We start from the raw sequence: 13,740 nt of genomic DNA, 5'->3' as shown, positions 1-13,740 counted from the left end.
GGTCTCAATATGCCCAGCGGCGATCGTCGTCGGCAACATGCCGACAGCCATTCGTGGCCGTACCACCCGTGCCGCCGATCGGGCCGCCGTCAGTCGTCCTCGTCCCCCTCGTCGTCCTGACGCCCGTCGTGTCGCTTCTCCCGCTCCGGCTTCTCCTCGTCACGCTGTTCCCGGCTGTCGCCCGGCTCCGCCGTCGGGCTCGGGGCGGCGGTGGAAGCCGGGCTCGAGGCCAGGGGAGAGACGGAGGCGGGAGCGCTCGTACGGGGCGACGGCTCGGAGTCCGTGCCCTTCGCCGCGGTGTTGTCGGGGGCGAACCACAGCACGCCGAGGAGCATCGCGGCCACGAAGAGCACGGCGGCGGCTGCCGTGGCCGCCACACGCGGCCGGCGCGCGAGGGGCGCCGGTCGTGCCGGACGGCGTGCCCGGGATCGGCGGGGGGCGGCGCTGCCGGCGACGGAGGGCAGTGCGTACGTGGTGGGAGTGCTGGTCTCGCCCAGTTGCTGTGACCTCGGCCGGGCGGCCGGTGTCGCGTCGGGGAGCGGTTCGGGGCGTCCGAGCCAGGCGCCGGCGGCGAACCACTCGGCGGCCTGCTGGGCGGTGGGCCGGTGCTCCGGGGCCTTGGCGAGCAGGCCGAGGAGGTAGTTCTCGAAGGCGGGCGGAAGACCGGGGATGCCCAGTTCGCGCGGTGGGACGGGGGCGGCGTCGAGGTGCTGGTGCAGGATGGCGATGGCGGTGTCGGCCTGGAACGGCGGGCGGCCGGTGAGGAGTTGGTAGAGCACACAGCCCAGCGCGTAGACGTCGGAGGCCGGGCCCGCCGGCTGTCCGAGGGCGCGCTCGGGGGCGAGATAGAGACTCGTGCCGACGATCTGCCCGGTCGCGGTCAGCGCGGCGCCGGGGTCGTCGAGGAAGCGGGCGATGCCGAAGTCGCCGATCTTGAGGGTGCCGTCGGCGTCCAGGAGCAGGTTGCCGGGCTTGATGTCCCGGTGGACGATGCCCTGCCGGTGCGCGGCGGCCAGCCCGGCGGCGGCCTGCGCGGCGATCGAGGCCACGCGGTCGGCGGGCAGCGCGCCGGACCGGGCCAGTGCCTGGGCGAGGCTGGCGCCCTCGACGAGTTCCATCACCAGGAAGAGCCGGTTGTCGTACTCGCCGAAATCCAGGACGCCGACCACGTTCGGGTGGTCGATCCGGGCCGCGGTCTGCGCCTCCAGCCGGAAACGGGAGGTGGCGGTGGGGTCGGTGTCCTGGGGCAGCAGGAGCTTGACGGCCACCGGCCGGGCGAGGGTCTCGTCGTACGCCCGCCAGACCTCCCCCATGCCACCGCGTCCGATCGACTCGCTCAGCCGGTAGCGGCCCGCCATCAGCACCTGTTGTCATCCTCTTGCCGTGAGACGTCGTGGTCGCCGCAGGCCGTAACTCACCACGTGGGAACGGGTGTTGGTGGGGGGTGCCGCAGCCGCCTCAGCATACCGGCGGCTCGGACACGGCCTGTTCTTCGTGCCGCCGGTGCCGTCCGGGCCGGATCGATCTCAGGCTCTGGGGCCGACCCGATCTCCGTATGCGCGGATTGAACCATCACGGCCGGTCGACCGTGAGACCACACGTGGCGGCGGCACGGTGCGGCTGCTCCGGAACCTCGCGTGACGTGGGACATATACGTTTTCGGTCGGATTGTGGCTACCTTGGGACGCTTGCCCTGTGCGCAGTGCCGCGTCCTCCGGTGCACCGTCCCCCATCCATCGTCCAGGAGACCCATGCGCCCCCGAATACCCACCGTTCCGCCCCTCGCCCTGGCCGGCGGCGCTCTGACCGTCGGTGTGGGTGGCCTGTATCTCGCCGGGCTGCTGCTCGCGGGCGGGGACATCGACGCCGGTACGACGGTGCGCGGTGTGGACATCGGGGGCCTGACCCGCGAGGAAGCCAGCCAGAAGCTGAAGGAGCGCCTGGGGGAGGCCGCGTCGCAGGGCCTGGCCGTGACGGTCGGTGACCGCAGGGGCACGGTCGATCCGCAGGGGGCCGGAATCACCTTCGACATCCAGGAGACCGTCGACCGGGCGACGCGCACCGGTGACGCCGATCCGTTCAGCGTGATCGGCGGTCTCTTCCGCTCCGGCGGCGCCGTCGAGCCCGTCGTACGGGTCGACGAGGACAAGGCCCACTCCGCCCTCGGAAAGCTGGCGAAGTCCCTCGACCAAAAGGGCCGGAACGGTGGCGTCACCTTCGCGGACGGCCAGGTCCGGCAGGTCGCTCCGCGCAACGGCCACGCGCTGGAGGTGGACGCCGCGGTCGACCCCCTGCGCACCGCCTTCCTGCGCGGCGAGGCCGGCTCCACCACCGCGCTGCCCACCCGCGAGACGAAGCCGCAGGTCACGGCGGAGGAGGTGCGGCGGGCGGTGCGCGAGTTCGCGCGGCCGGCCATGTCGGCGCCCGTCACGCTCACCGCGGGCGACAAGCGGTTCACGATCGACCCGTCCGTCCTGGGCGCACACCTGACGATGCGGCCTGACAAGACCGGCAGCCTGACCCCGAAGCTGGACGGCAAGGGCCTGCGCGCCGCCCCCGCGGTGGCCCGGTCCCTCGCCGACCTGCCTGCCGAGGCCGAGAACGCCGTGCTGCGCCTCGACGGCGACAAGGTCGCGGTGGCCGAGGACGCCCGCCCCGGCCAGGAGGTCACCGACAAGGCGCTGAGCAAGGCCGTACTGCCGCTGCTCACCAAGTCGGGCGCCGCACGGACCGGCGAGGTGGCCACGCGGGAGACGCAGCCGCAGGTGACCCGCGAGAACGCCGCGCGGCTGGGGCTGACGGAGAAGATGTCCTCCTTCACCGTCAACTTCGAACCGGCGCCGTACCGCACGAAGAACATCGGCCGGGCCGTGGAACTGATCAACGGCTCCGTCGTGATGCCGGACGAGACCTGGAGCTTCAACCGGACCGTCGGTGAGCGCACCGAGGCCAACGGCTTCGTCGAGGGCGTCATGATCCTCGACGACCAGTTCACCAAGGCGCCCGGCGGCGGGGTCTCCGCGGTGGCCACGACCATGTTCAACGCGATGTTCTTCGCCGGGGTCGAGCCCGTGGAGTACGGCGCCCACTCCTTCTACATAGAGCGCTACCCGGAGGGCCGCGAGGCCACGGTGGCCTGGGGCAGCCTGGACCTGAGGTTCGCCAACGACTCCGGCAACGCCATCTACATCCAGGCCGAGTCCACCGACACCTCGGTGACCGTCACCTTCCTCGGCACCAAGAAGTACGACGAGATCGAGTCGGTCACGGGTCCGCGCACGAAGGTGAAGCAGCCGGAGAAGAAGGTCAGCACCGACAAGGAGTGCGTGCCGCAGACTCCGCTGGAGGGCTTCGACGTCACCGTGGAGCGGGTCTTCCGCGACGGCGGCGAAGAGGTGAAGCGGGAGCCGTTCCGCACCCACTACACGCCGCGCAACGAGATCATCTGCGAGTAGGGCAGCGGGTCGGCCTCCAGCCCCCTCGGAACCTCACGCCGTCGGCTCCCACGCGAACCCGTCCGGATCGGTGAACGTCCCGGCGTCGCCGCCGATCGTGAGCCGGTGGGACCCGCTGCCCTCCGGCGGGACTCCGGCGACCTTGGCCAGGCCGCGACGTCCGTACAGCGACAGCTTGACGGGACTCGACGAGGCGTCGAACTCGGCGTACTTGCTGCCGAAGCTCTTCGCGACCTTGAAGCCGCGGTCGACGTAGAACCGCTTGGTCGCGGCCATGTCCGAGACGCCGAGGAGGAGAACGATCTCATCGATCTGCCGGCTGTCCGGGCCGGTGTCCTTCTTCGACGAGCTCGCGAGCTGCCAGATCGTCCCGTCGGGGGCCTGTACGACACCGCCGTAGCCCCAGAACGACTTCTTGGCGGGCTTCAGCTCGGTGGCGCCGGCGGCCAGGGCGGCGCCGAACAGGCCGTTGACGATCGACGGCTGGGAGACCACGAGGGACACCGTGAACCCGCGGAAGCCGGACGTCGGCTCCTCCGAGGCCCGCACACGTACCTGTTTGCCCAGGCCGAAGGCATCGGCGTAGAAGCGCTCGGCGGCCGTGGGGTCGGCCACCTCGAGGGTGACGCAATCGATGGAGGTCATGGCACTCACGCTAAGCGCGCCTCGATGCCCGGCGCTTCTCGAATCCTGACCGGCCGACGCAACCCCTGGCGCGGGGGACCGCCGTCGTCGTCTGCGTGTATGCGACAGGGGAAGGATGGTGCGTTTTACGGTGCTCTGATGCGACTTGTGCCGTGGTGGACCCTGCTTTCATCGGCGTGTGCGCCTCTCGTGCTGATCGGCGGCTGGTCGGTCGCGGCGCTGCTCGAAGGGCCCGCCTACGACCCCGCCACCCAGACGATCAGCGTGTTGGCGGCCTACGGGGCGTCGGGGTACTGGGTGATGACCCCGGCCCTGTTCGCGCTGGGCGTCTGCCATCTGCTCACCGCCCGGGGTCTGCGGCCGGCCGCGTTCGCCGGGCGTGTGGCGCTGGGCGGGGGCGGTTTCGCGGCGTTGGTGGTGGCGCTGGTGCCGCCGCCGAGCAGCGGGGGTTCGCTGCGGCACGGTTCGGTCGCCGCGGTCGGCTTCACGCTCCTGGCGGTGTGGCCGGTGCTGGCCGCCGTGCGCGGCGCATCCGCACCCTGGGCCCTGCGGCCGGGGCCCTCCCTCGCGGCGAGCGCGCTGATGGGTCTCGCCGCACTCTGGTTTCTCATCGAGATGCAGCAGGACGACGGTGCCATCGGGGCCGCCGAGCGTCTGGTGACGGCGATGCAGGCAATGTGGCCCTTCGTGGTCGTCGCGTCCTGCGTACGGCGTCCCTACGGCGACCGGCCGAGAGGCTGATATTCCGCTTTTGAAAAGTTTCAAAAGCCGTTCAATTTTCGCTGCGGCTTCTTCGGTCGAAGCCATGGACAGCCATCCCAGACGCCACTAGGTTCCCGGCCGATCGCAGTGAATCGATACAACCCGTGAGTCGAAAGCCGAAGGGATGACGGCGTGGACAACGGCGTGGACAACGGAATCGACAGCGAACGGAACGGGGTGCCCCGCAGAACCGTGCTCGCCGTGAGCGTGGGTACGGCGGTCGCGGCGGCGGTGACGACGGGGGGAGGTACGGCGTATGCCGCGCCGCCCGCCTCAGCCGACACCTCCGTCTCCGCCCTGACCGTGGAGCACCTGAGCGTGGAGCACCGGGCGGACCCTCTGGGCGTGGACGAACCCACCCCCCGCTTCGGCTGGCAGCTGCGCTCGCCGGTCCGGGGCCGGCGCCAGACGGCGTACCAGATCCTGGTCGGGACCAGGCCCGGCCGCACGGACGTGTGGAACAGCGGCCGGATCGACTCGGCGGACTCCGTGGCCGTGCGGTACGCGGGCCCCGAACTCCGGCCCTCCACCCGCTACTTCTGGACCGTCCGGGTCTGGGACGAGCACGGCCGCAAGGTCTCCGCCCCCACCGCCGCCTTCGAAACCGGTCTCCTCAGCACGGACGGCGTGACCGGCTGGAACGGCGCCCAGTGGATCAGTATGGCGGGCAAGCGTCCGAACACCGCCGGAGCGCCGCTGCTCCGCCATGAAACCGCTCTCCGCAAGGCCCGAGTCGCTCAGGCCCGCCTCTACATCTCGGCCCTCGGCGTCTACGAGGCGCACCTCAACGGCCGCCGCGTCTCCGTCCCGCAGGACGGCGGGCGCACGTACGAGCTGCTCACGCCGGGCTGGACCAACTACGACACCAGCGTCAACTACATGACGTACGACGTGACCGAGCTGCTCGCGGGCGAGCGGCGCGTCACGCTCGCCGCGGTCCTCGGCAACGGCTGGTACAACTCGCGCGTCAGCGAAGCGGTCGACGGCGCGCCCGCGAGCAAGTACTACAGCAAGGACGGCAACCCGCTCGCCCTGAAGGCGAAGCTGCTGATCCGGTACACCGACGGCACGACCCAGACGGTGGTCACCGCGCCCGGCACCGGCTGGAAGGCCACCGACACCGGCCCGTACCGCGCGGACGACATCTACGACGGGCAGACCTACGACGCCCGCAGGGAACTGGACGGCTGGACGGCGAACGGCTTCGACGACAGCACCTGGGCCGACGTCGACGTACCCGGTTTCGCCGCGAAGTTCCCCGACTCGAAGCTGATCGCCTACCCCGGCGAGACGGCACGCCTGATGCCGCAGTGGGACCGCCGGCCGCAGTCGGTGACCGTCTACGACAAGGTCACCGGCGCGTCGGACAGCCCCAACGGCAAGGGCCGTATCGTCGTCGACCCGGACCGCTCGACCACCGACCCGGCCGAGGCCGCGCGCGCCCGGGTCACCCTCCGCACCGGGGACACCGCCGTCTTCGACCTGGGCCAGAACATGGTCGGCGTCCCCCGCTACACCCTCGAGGGCCCGGCCGGCGCCGAAGTCGTGTTCCGTTTCGGCGAGATGCTCAACGACGACAGCGCGGGCGCCGACGGCCCCGAGGGCTCGGTCTATCTGGCCAACCTGCGCTCCGCCAAGGCGACCAGCACCTACGTCCTGAAGGGCGCCGAGGCCGGCGAGACCCACGAGGACTCGCTCACCTTCTACGGCTTCCGCTACGTCCAGGTGCGCGTCGCAACCCCCGGCACCACCGTCACCGTCTCCGGCGTCACCGGCAGGGTCGCCACCTCCGCCGTCCGCGACACCGGCACCGTCACCACCGACAACGACCTCGTCAACCAGCTGTTCAGCAACGTCCGTTGGGGCCAGCGCGGCAACTACCTCTGGGTCCCCACCGACTGCCCGCAGCGCGACGAGCGCCAGGGCTGGACCGGCGACACCCAGGTGTTCTGCAACACCGCCCTCTACAACGGCGACGCGGTGAACTTCCTCAGCCACTTCCAGGACACCCTCATCGCCTCGCAGACCGCCTACGGCCTCGACGGCGCCCAGTTCCCCTGCATCGCCCCCGGCTCCCGGTACGCCTTCTCGGCCCCCGCGAGCGGCTGGGCCGACGCGGGTGTCATCGTGCCGTGGACCGTCTGGCAGATGTCCGGCGACACCACGGTGATCGACCGCAGCTGGGCTGCCATGACCAAGTACGTCGACTGGATACGCGCCAAGTCCGGTGACGCTTACGCCGGTCAGGGCGCGATCTTCGGCGACTGGCTGTCGTTCCAGAACACCAGCGCCCAGCTGATGAGCGACGCCTACTTCGCGTACTCCACCCGGTTGCTGGCGGACATGGGCCGCGCCACCGGCCGTACGGCCGAAGCTTCCGCCTACGACGAGCTGTACGCACGGATCAAGAAGGCGTTCACCGCGAAGTATCTCGCCACCGACGCCTCCGGCAGGCTCGTGCTCCGCTCCAGCCTCGGCAAGCCGCAGGACTGGGGCGAACCGGCGCCGGCGGAGGACAACTCCCAGACCGCGCTGGTGTGGGCGCTCAAGCTCGGCCTGTACGACACGGACGCGCAGCGCCGCGAACTGGTGGCCCTGCTCGCCGAGAACATCGGCAACTCGGAGGAGTACAAGCAGGCCCACCCGGACAGCGCCCGGGTGGACTACGCCGAGAACACGCTGTCCGTGGGCTTCCTGGGCGTCAACGTCCTCGCCCCCGTGCTCACCGCCGCGGGCCGCGCGGACCTGGCGTACGCACTGCTCCACCAGGACGCCATGCCGTCCTGGCTGTACTCGGTGAGAAACGGCGCCACCACCGTCTGGGAGCGCTGGAACTCCTACTCCGAGGAGGACGGGTTCGGCCCGGTCGAGATGAACTCGTTCAACCACTACGCCTACGGCGCCATCGCGGAGTGGATGTACGAGGACATGGCCGGCATCGCCAAGGACCCGGCCCACCCCGGCTTCCGGCACTTCTTCCTGCGGCCGCACATCGACCCCACCGGGAAGGTCACGCGGGTGACGGGTTCGTACGTCTCCCCGTATGGCGAGATCGTCAGCGAGTGGAGCGTCACGGGGACGGCGTTCACCCACCACTCCGTGGTCCCGCCCAACACCACGGCGACCCTGCGCGTCCCGACGGCCGATCCGGACACGGTACGGGAAGGACGGACACCGCTGGCTCGTGTGCCCGGGGTGAAGTACCTGGGGTACGCGGACGGGGTGGCCAACTACCGGATTCCGTCCGGCAGTTACCGGGTGACCAGCGTGCTGCGGTGACGCCGGACGGGAGTCACCACGTGGGCCCCAGCGCCAGCAACCGCTCCCGTACCCGTACGACGTCCCGATTCTCCGGTGTCCCCGGGCGCTGGACGAGGTACGCGGTGTTGATCGGCGGATCGTCCGTCTCGTGCAGCAGGACCAGTGCGCCGTCGGCGAGTTCGGCCGCGCAGAGATAGCGGGGCAGGACCGTGAAGCCCGCGCCCGCCGTGACCGCCGCCAGGACACCGCGCAGGTCGGGCATGGTCACGGCGGCGCGGCAGTTGAGGCGCTGCTCGAAGACGTGACGCCAGTAGCGGCGGACGATGGGCAGGTCCTCGGCGTACGTGATCAGCGGGACGGTGTGCAGGACGCCGGGGCCCTCCCTGGTGAGGCGGCCGGCGAGGTGCTCGGCCCACTTCGGCGCGGCGACGAGGACGAACTCCTCGTCCAGCAGCGGCATCGCGGCCAGCGTCCGGCCGCGCGGGCGCGTGGTCGCGATGACCAGGTCGTGGCGGCCGGACCGCAGTTCGTCGAGGAGCGGGTCGGTCAGGCCCGGCGTGATCCGCAGCTGCACGCCGTCCGCGACGAGCGGTGCCAGCGCGGGCAGCACCCGGACGCAGAGGAGTTCGGCGGGACCGGCCAGATGGACCGGAGCGGTGGCCGGCGTCTGAGCCGGGTCGTGTCCGGCGGCGGCCAGCAGGGCGTCGAGCGGGCCCGCGATGCGGGTCGCCAGGTCATGGGCGTACGGCGTCGGCGTGACCCCGCGCGGCAGCCGGGCGAACAGCTCGCGCCGCGACTGCCGTTCCAGGGCCCTGACCTGCGTGGTCACCGTGGGCTGCGAGATACCGAGCAGCTGGGCGGCGGCGGTGAAGGAACCGGAGCGGTAGACGGCGAGGAACGTACGGACGAGGTTCAGGTCCAGGGGCGTGGGCGGGGAAGGCGGCGCGGGGGATTGCGGCGCCCCGTCCGGGTCCCGGGGTTCGCGGGACCCGTCGGGGCCATTGGAATCCTGATGCCTCATAGCGAGGAGCCTAGCTCTCCGCTATGGCTCGCGGCTCTGCCCGGTCAGGTCAGCTTCTTCAGCAGCTCGGTGGCGACCGGGGCGGCGGAGGCCGGGTTCTGGCCGGTGACCAGGTTGCGGTCGACGACCACGTGCGGCGCCCAAGGCTCGCCGACCTGGACGTCCACGCCGGCCTCCACGAGACGCGTCTCCAGCAGCCACTTCGCCTTGTCGGCGAAACCGGACTGCGTCTCCTCGGCGTTGGTGAAGGCCGCGACGCGGTAACCCGCGAAGGCGTTGTCGCCGCCGGCCCGGACAGCGGCCAGCAGCGCGGCCGGACCGTGGCAGACGACGCCGAGCGGCTTGCCGGAGTCCAGGGTGTCGGTGAGCAGCCTGCCGGAGGCGGCGTCGACGGAGAGGTCCTCCATCGGGCCGTGACCGCCCGGGTAGAAGACGGCGTCGTAATCGTCGAGCCGGGTGTCCTCCAGCTTGACCGGCTGCTGAAGCTCGGTGATCGAGGCGAGTGCGGCCGCGACCCGGTCGGCGCCCTCCTGACCGCCGTTGAACTCCGGCGCCAGGCTGGCCCGGTCCACGGTCGGCACGACGCCGCCGGGCGTGGCGACCACGATCTCGTGACCGGCGGCCTTGAACGCCTCGTACGGGGCGACGGCCTCCTCCGCCCAGAAGCCGGTCGGGTGCAGGGAGCCGTCGGCGAGCGTCCAGTGGTCGACACCGGTTACTACGAAGAGGATTTTTGACATGCGTCCACCCTAGGGGGACCTGCCATAGGGATCCAATGAGGAATCCGATGTGTGTCATAGGTAATCCAATAGCTACGGGCCGGTGCCCGATACTCATTACCCGATACGCTTATTCAACTTGTTGAGTACTCCACAGTGAGGTGACGCTCGTGCACCCCTTCCGCAAGGCCGTCGAGAACCGTGACATCGCAGGCGTGGAGGCGCTGCTGGCCGACGACGTCGTGTTCACCAGCCCCGTCGTCTTCAAGCCCTACGCGGGCAAGGCGATCACCGCCGCGATCCTGCGCGGCGTCATGCGCGTCTTCGAGGACTTCACCTACGTCCGTGAGATCGCCAACCCCGACGGCCGCGACCACGCGTTCGTCTTCACCGCCACCGTGGCCGGAAAGCAGCTCCAGGGCTGCGACTTCCTGCACTTCGACGAGGACGGCCGCATCGACGAGTTCACCGTCATGGTCCGTCCGCTGTCCGCCGCCAACGCGCTGGCCGCGGCGATGGGTGCGCAGTTCGAGCAGATCGAGCGGGAGGCGGCCGGCGCGCAGTGACGCGCGCCACAGGGCGGGCGGGGAACCCGGACCCAGCCGGGCCCGACTGCTGAAGATGATGGACGACACCCGACTACTCCCCGCCGACGCGGGCGCGGGCGCGGCACTGCGCAAGCTGCTGCCACCGCCCGCGCTCTGCGGTTTCCTCCTGCTCCTCGCCCTGCTGTTCACCGTGTCGTACGCCGTCGGCGCGGGCGCCGGACCGGTCGCGCCCGGCATGCACGACCCCGGAACCGTTTCCGACGGCGATGACGGCGACGGTGACGGCACGACTCACGGGGGCGGGGGAGGGCACGGTGGCTGAAGCGACCCTGGTGACCACCGACCTGACCGTCGGCGGCATGACCTGTGCGGCCTGTGTGAACCGCGTCGAGAAGAAACTCGCCAAACTCGACGGCGTCACCGCGACCGTCAACCTCGCCACCGGCCGGGCCCGGGTGAGCCATCCTGAGTCCGTGCGGCCCGAGGAACTGGTCGCGACCGTCGAGAAGGCCGGGTACACGGCCGCGCTGCCCGAGCCTCCGAAGGAGCGCCGGGTTGATCGGGATGCGGCGGAACTTCCAAATGATGTACGGCAGTTGGTGATCACCGCGCTGCTCGCGACGCCGGTGCTCGTGCTGTCGATGGTGCCTTCGCTCCAGTTCCGCAACTGGCAGTGGCTGTGCTTCGTGCTGGCCGCACCGGTCGCCGTATGGGGAGCGTGGCCGTTCCACGCGCGCGCGGTACGCGGGCTCCGTCACTCGGCGGCGACCATGGACACGCTGGTGTCGCTCGGTGTGGTGGCGTCGTACTCCTGGTCGGCGTATGCGCTCTTCCTCGGCGGCGCGGGCGAACCGGGGATGCGGATGCCGTTCAGTCTGCTGCCCTCCGCCTCCGACGGCGTGGCGCACATCTACCTCGAAGCGGCCGTCGGCGTACCGCTGTTCGTGCTCGCCGGCCGCTTTCTGGAGGCTCGGGCGCGGCACGGGACGGGAGCGGCGCTGCGGTCGCTGGCGGCGCTCACGGTCAAGGACGTGGCGGTACGGGAAGACGGGAGTGAACGTCTGCTTCCCCTGGGGGAGTTGCGGGTCGGCCAGGTCTTCGTGGTGCGGCCCGGGGAGCGGGTGGCCACCGACGGTGAGGTGGTGGAGGGCGGTTCCGCGGTGGACCTGTCCCTGGTCACCGGGGAGAGCGAGCCGGTGGAGGTGCGGCCGGGCGCGGCGGTCGTCGGTGGGGCCGTCAACGCGGGCGGGCTGCTGCTCGTCCGGGCCACCGCGGTCGGCTCCGACACGCAACTCGCCCGGATCGCCCGTCTGGTGACGGAGGCTCAGGCGGGCAAGGCGCGGGCGCAGCGGCTGGCGGATGCGGTGGCGGGCGTCTTCGTCCCCGTCGTTCTCGCGCTCGCCGTCACGACGCTCGGCTTCTGGCTGGGCGCCGGGGCCGAGCCGCAGGCCGCCGTCACCGCGTGTGTGGCCGTGCTCGTCGTGGCCTGCCCGTGCGCCCTCGGCCTGGCGACACCGACCGCGCTGATGGCCGCCACCGGCCGGGGCGCCCAGCTCGGCGTCCTGGTCCGCGGACCGCAGGCCCTGGAGGGGCTGCGGCACATCGACACCGTCGTCCTCGACAAGACCGGCACCCTCACCTCCGGCCACATGACCGTCGCCCGTATCACCGCCGTGCCGGGCGGCCTCGGCCGCGAGACCGCGCTGCGGCTGGCCGGGGCGGTCGAGCAGGGCTCGGAGCATCCGCTGGGGCGGGCGATCGCCGCGTACGCGCGAAGGGCGCTGCCGGAGGGGTCGTTGCCCGAGGTGGGCGAGCTTCGGGCGGGGGTGGGTGTGCGGGGGCGGGTCGGCGGGCGGTTTGTTGACGTCCTTGGGCCGGACGGGGAGTTGTCCGTGTCACGGGCGGATGGGCTGCCGGAGGGGGCGTTGCCCGAGGTGAGCGAGTTCCGGGCAGTGCCGGGGGTGGGTGTGCGGGGCCGTGTCGACGGGCGACTCGTCGAAGTCCCCGCTCCGGACGGGGAGTTGCCCGCCGCGCTGGCGGACGCGCTGCCGGTTGCGGAGGCCGCCGCGCACACGCCGGTGCTGGTCCGGGTGGACGGAGTCGACCAGGCGCTGATCGAACTCGGGGACGTCGTGCGCCCCGGCAGTTACCGTGCCGTCGACCGGCTTCGGCGCCTGGGCGTACGTCCGGTCCTGGCGACCGGCGACCGAGCGGCGTCCGCTCGTGCCGTCGCCGCCGACCTGGGCATCGACGAGGTGCACGCCCGCTGCACACCCGAGGACAAGGCCGACCTCGTACGGGAGTTGAGGGAGCGCGGTGACCGCGTCGCGGTCGTCGGCGACGGCGTGAACGACGCCGCCGCGCTCGCCGGAGCCGACCTCGGCATCGCCATGGGCAGCGGCACGGACGTGGCCGCCGGGGCGGCCGACGTGACCCTCGTGCGCGGCGACATCGAGGCCCTGGCCGATGCGATCCGGCTGGCCCGCCGCACCCTGGGCACGATCCGCGCCAACCTCGTCTGGGCCTTCGGCTACAACGCGGTGACGCTGCCGCTCGCCATGGTGGGCCTCCTCACCCCGATGTTCGCCGCCGTGGCCATGTCGCTCAGCTCGGTGCTGGTGGTGGGGAACAGCCTGCGGCTGCGGGCCTGGCAGCCGACGCGAGCAGGAGAACGTACGCGATGACCTCGGCCCACCACCCCTGGCGCCCCACCCGCCGTCGCCTCGCCGACACCCTGCTCGCCGCCCTCGTCCCGGTCGCCGCATGCAGCGTCGCGCTGGCCGGCCTGACGGCCTGGGTGAGTGCCGGAAAGGCGGGCACCCCGCCCCGCGTCGGCGTCTCGAACGCGCGCGTGTTCCTGCCGTACGGCGACACCACGGACACCGCGGCCTTCTTCGACATCTCCAATTCCGGCGGCGCGGACGACCGGCTGGTCCGGGTCACGTCGACCGACGTCCGCGGTGAGATCACGCTCAGCCGCCACCGTATGACCGGCAGCGGGGCGGCCTACGCCGAGGACGTGGAGTCGGCCGCCGTGCCCGCGGGCGGCGAGCTGTCGATGTCGCCGCAGAGCGTCGACGCGACCCTGCGAGCGGGCGCCGACTGGCGGACCGGCGACCTCGTGGCGTTCACCCTGCACTTCCGGCACAGCGATCCGGTGCACGTTCCCGCGGTGGTGGTCCGGCCGGGTTCGTGACCTGCCCGCCCTACAGACGTCGGTTCCGAAACCCGGTACGTTCCCGGGAGTTGCCGTGGCGTGGATCACACGCCTTGGGGCGAGTGGGGGAACGGTCCATATCCGTACCCGGACGTGACGGTGGACGTCAGGA

General features: G+C 71.5%; 11 protein-coding genes. 7 read left to right on the top strand and 4 right to left on the bottom strand.

What is annotated here, in order from left to right:
* Nucleotides 1-89: 89 nt before the first annotated feature.
* Entirely contained in the window at nt 90-1,364 is a 1,275-nt protein-coding gene (locus OG828_RS13750; protein WP_328501293.1) for a serine/threonine-protein kinase, read from the bottom strand.
* A gap of 387 nt (nt 1,365-1,751) precedes the next feature.
* Here OG828_RS13750 and OG828_RS13745 point away from each other — a divergent pair, with 387 nt between their 5' ends.
* Entirely contained in the window at nt 1,752-3,455 is a 1,704-nt protein-coding gene (locus OG828_RS13745) for a VanW family protein (protein ID WP_328501292.1), read from the top strand.
* A gap of 33 nt (nt 3,456-3,488) precedes the next feature.
* Here the strand turns inward: OG828_RS13745 and OG828_RS13740 are convergent, their stop codons facing one another.
* Nucleotides 3,489-4,100 (bottom strand): glyoxalase, encoded by a 612-nt coding sequence (locus OG828_RS13740; RefSeq protein WP_328438100.1) that lies wholly within the window; start codon nt 4,098-4,100, stop codon nt 3,489-3,491.
* Nucleotides 4,101-4,238: 138 nt separating this feature from the next.
* Here OG828_RS13740 and OG828_RS13735 point away from each other — a divergent pair, with 138 nt between their 5' ends.
* Nucleotides 4,239-4,841 carry a DUF998 domain-containing protein gene (locus OG828_RS13735; RefSeq protein ID WP_328355078.1) on the top strand — a complete coding sequence of 201 codons (603 nt, stop codon included), beginning with the start codon at nt 4,239-4,241 and terminating at the stop codon, nt 4,839-4,841.
* Between the two features lie 153 nt (nt 4,842-4,994).
* On the top strand, nt 4,995-8,141 hold the full coding sequence (locus tag OG828_RS13730; RefSeq protein ID WP_328501291.1) for an alpha-L-rhamnosidase: 3,147 nt from the start codon (nt 4,995-4,997) through the stop codon (nt 8,139-8,141).
* A gap of 13 nt (nt 8,142-8,154) precedes the next feature.
* On the opposite strand, the gene OG828_RS13725 is transcribed toward OG828_RS13730, so the two are convergent.
* Entirely contained in the window at nt 8,155-9,144 is a 990-nt protein-coding gene (locus tag OG828_RS13725) for a LysR family transcriptional regulator (protein ID WP_328501290.1), read from the bottom strand.
* A 44-nt stretch (nt 9,145-9,188) separates the two neighbouring features.
* Nucleotides 9,189-9,884 carry a type 1 glutamine amidotransferase domain-containing protein gene (locus OG828_RS13720; RefSeq protein WP_328355069.1) on the bottom strand — a complete coding sequence of 232 codons (696 nt, stop codon included), beginning with the start codon at nt 9,882-9,884 and terminating at the stop codon, nt 9,189-9,191.
* A 149-nt stretch (nt 9,885-10,033) separates the two neighbouring features.
* On the opposite strand from OG828_RS13720, the gene OG828_RS13715 reads away from it, so the two are divergent.
* The 4 genes from OG828_RS13715 to OG828_RS13700 are packed head-to-tail and all read left to right on the top strand — an operon-like array spanning nt 10,034 to nt 13,607.
* The gene (locus OG828_RS13715) at nt 10,034-10,429 is read left to right on the top strand and encodes a nuclear transport factor 2 family protein (RefSeq protein ID WP_328355066.1); all 396 of its coding nucleotides are present in this window, start codon (nt 10,034-10,036) and stop codon (nt 10,427-10,429) included.
* A 58-nt stretch (nt 10,430-10,487) separates the two neighbouring features.
* Nucleotides 10,488-10,733: a hypothetical protein gene (locus OG828_RS13710; protein ID WP_328504868.1), complete on the top strand. Its 246-nt coding sequence runs from the start codon at nt 10,488-10,490 to the stop codon at nt 10,731-10,733.
* Between the two features lie 37 nt (nt 10,734-10,770).
* Nucleotides 10,771-13,095: a heavy metal translocating P-type ATPase gene (locus OG828_RS13705; RefSeq protein WP_443062501.1), complete on the top strand. Its 2,325-nt coding sequence runs from the start codon at nt 10,771-10,773 to the stop codon at nt 13,093-13,095.
* A complete protein-coding gene (locus tag OG828_RS13700; RefSeq protein ID WP_328501288.1) occupies nt 13,092-13,607 on the top strand; it encodes a copper chaperone PCu(A)C in 516 nt (171 codons plus the stop codon). The genes OG828_RS13705 and OG828_RS13700 overlap by 4 nt, the downstream gene beginning before the upstream one ends.
* Nucleotides 13,608-13,740 lie beyond the last annotated feature (133 nt).

The sequence above is a fragment of the Streptomyces sp. NBC_00457 genome (assembly GCF_036014015.1).
Taxonomy (GTDB): Bacteria; Actinomycetota; Actinomycetes; order Streptomycetales; family Streptomycetaceae; genus Streptomyces.
The sequence above is the reverse complement of the archived record's forward strand: the minus strand, read 5'-3'. Positions and strand labels throughout refer to the sequence as shown.

Excerpts from the sequence above, each read along its gene's own strand:
- OG828_RS13745 (WP_328501292.1), top strand. The coding sequence starts at position 1,752 with ATGCGCCCCCGAATACCCACCGTTCCGCCCCTCGCCCTGGCCGGCGGC.
- OG828_RS13720 (WP_328355069.1), bottom strand. The coding sequence starts at position 9,884 with ATGTCAAAAATCCTCTTCGTAGTAACCGGTGTCGACCACTGGACGCTC.
- OG828_RS13740 (WP_328438100.1), bottom strand. The coding sequence starts at position 4,100 with ATGACCTCCATCGATTGCGTCACCCTCGAGGTGGCCGACCCCACGGCC.
- OG828_RS13705 (WP_443062501.1), top strand. The coding sequence starts at position 10,771 with ATGACCTGTGCGGCCTGTGTGAACCGCGTCGAGAAGAAACTCGCCAAA.
- OG828_RS13735 (WP_328355078.1), top strand. The coding sequence starts at position 4,239 with ATGCGACTTGTGCCGTGGTGGACCCTGCTTTCATCGGCGTGTGCGCCT.
- OG828_RS13700 (WP_328501288.1), top strand. The coding sequence starts at position 13,092 with ATGACCTCGGCCCACCACCCCTGGCGCCCCACCCGCCGTCGCCTCGCC.
- OG828_RS13710 (WP_328504868.1), top strand. The coding sequence starts at position 10,488 with ATGGACGACACCCGACTACTCCCCGCCGACGCGGGCGCGGGCGCGGCA.
- OG828_RS13725 (WP_328501290.1), bottom strand. The coding sequence starts at position 9,144 with ATGAGGCATCAGGATTCCAATGGCCCCGACGGGTCCCGCGAACCCCGG.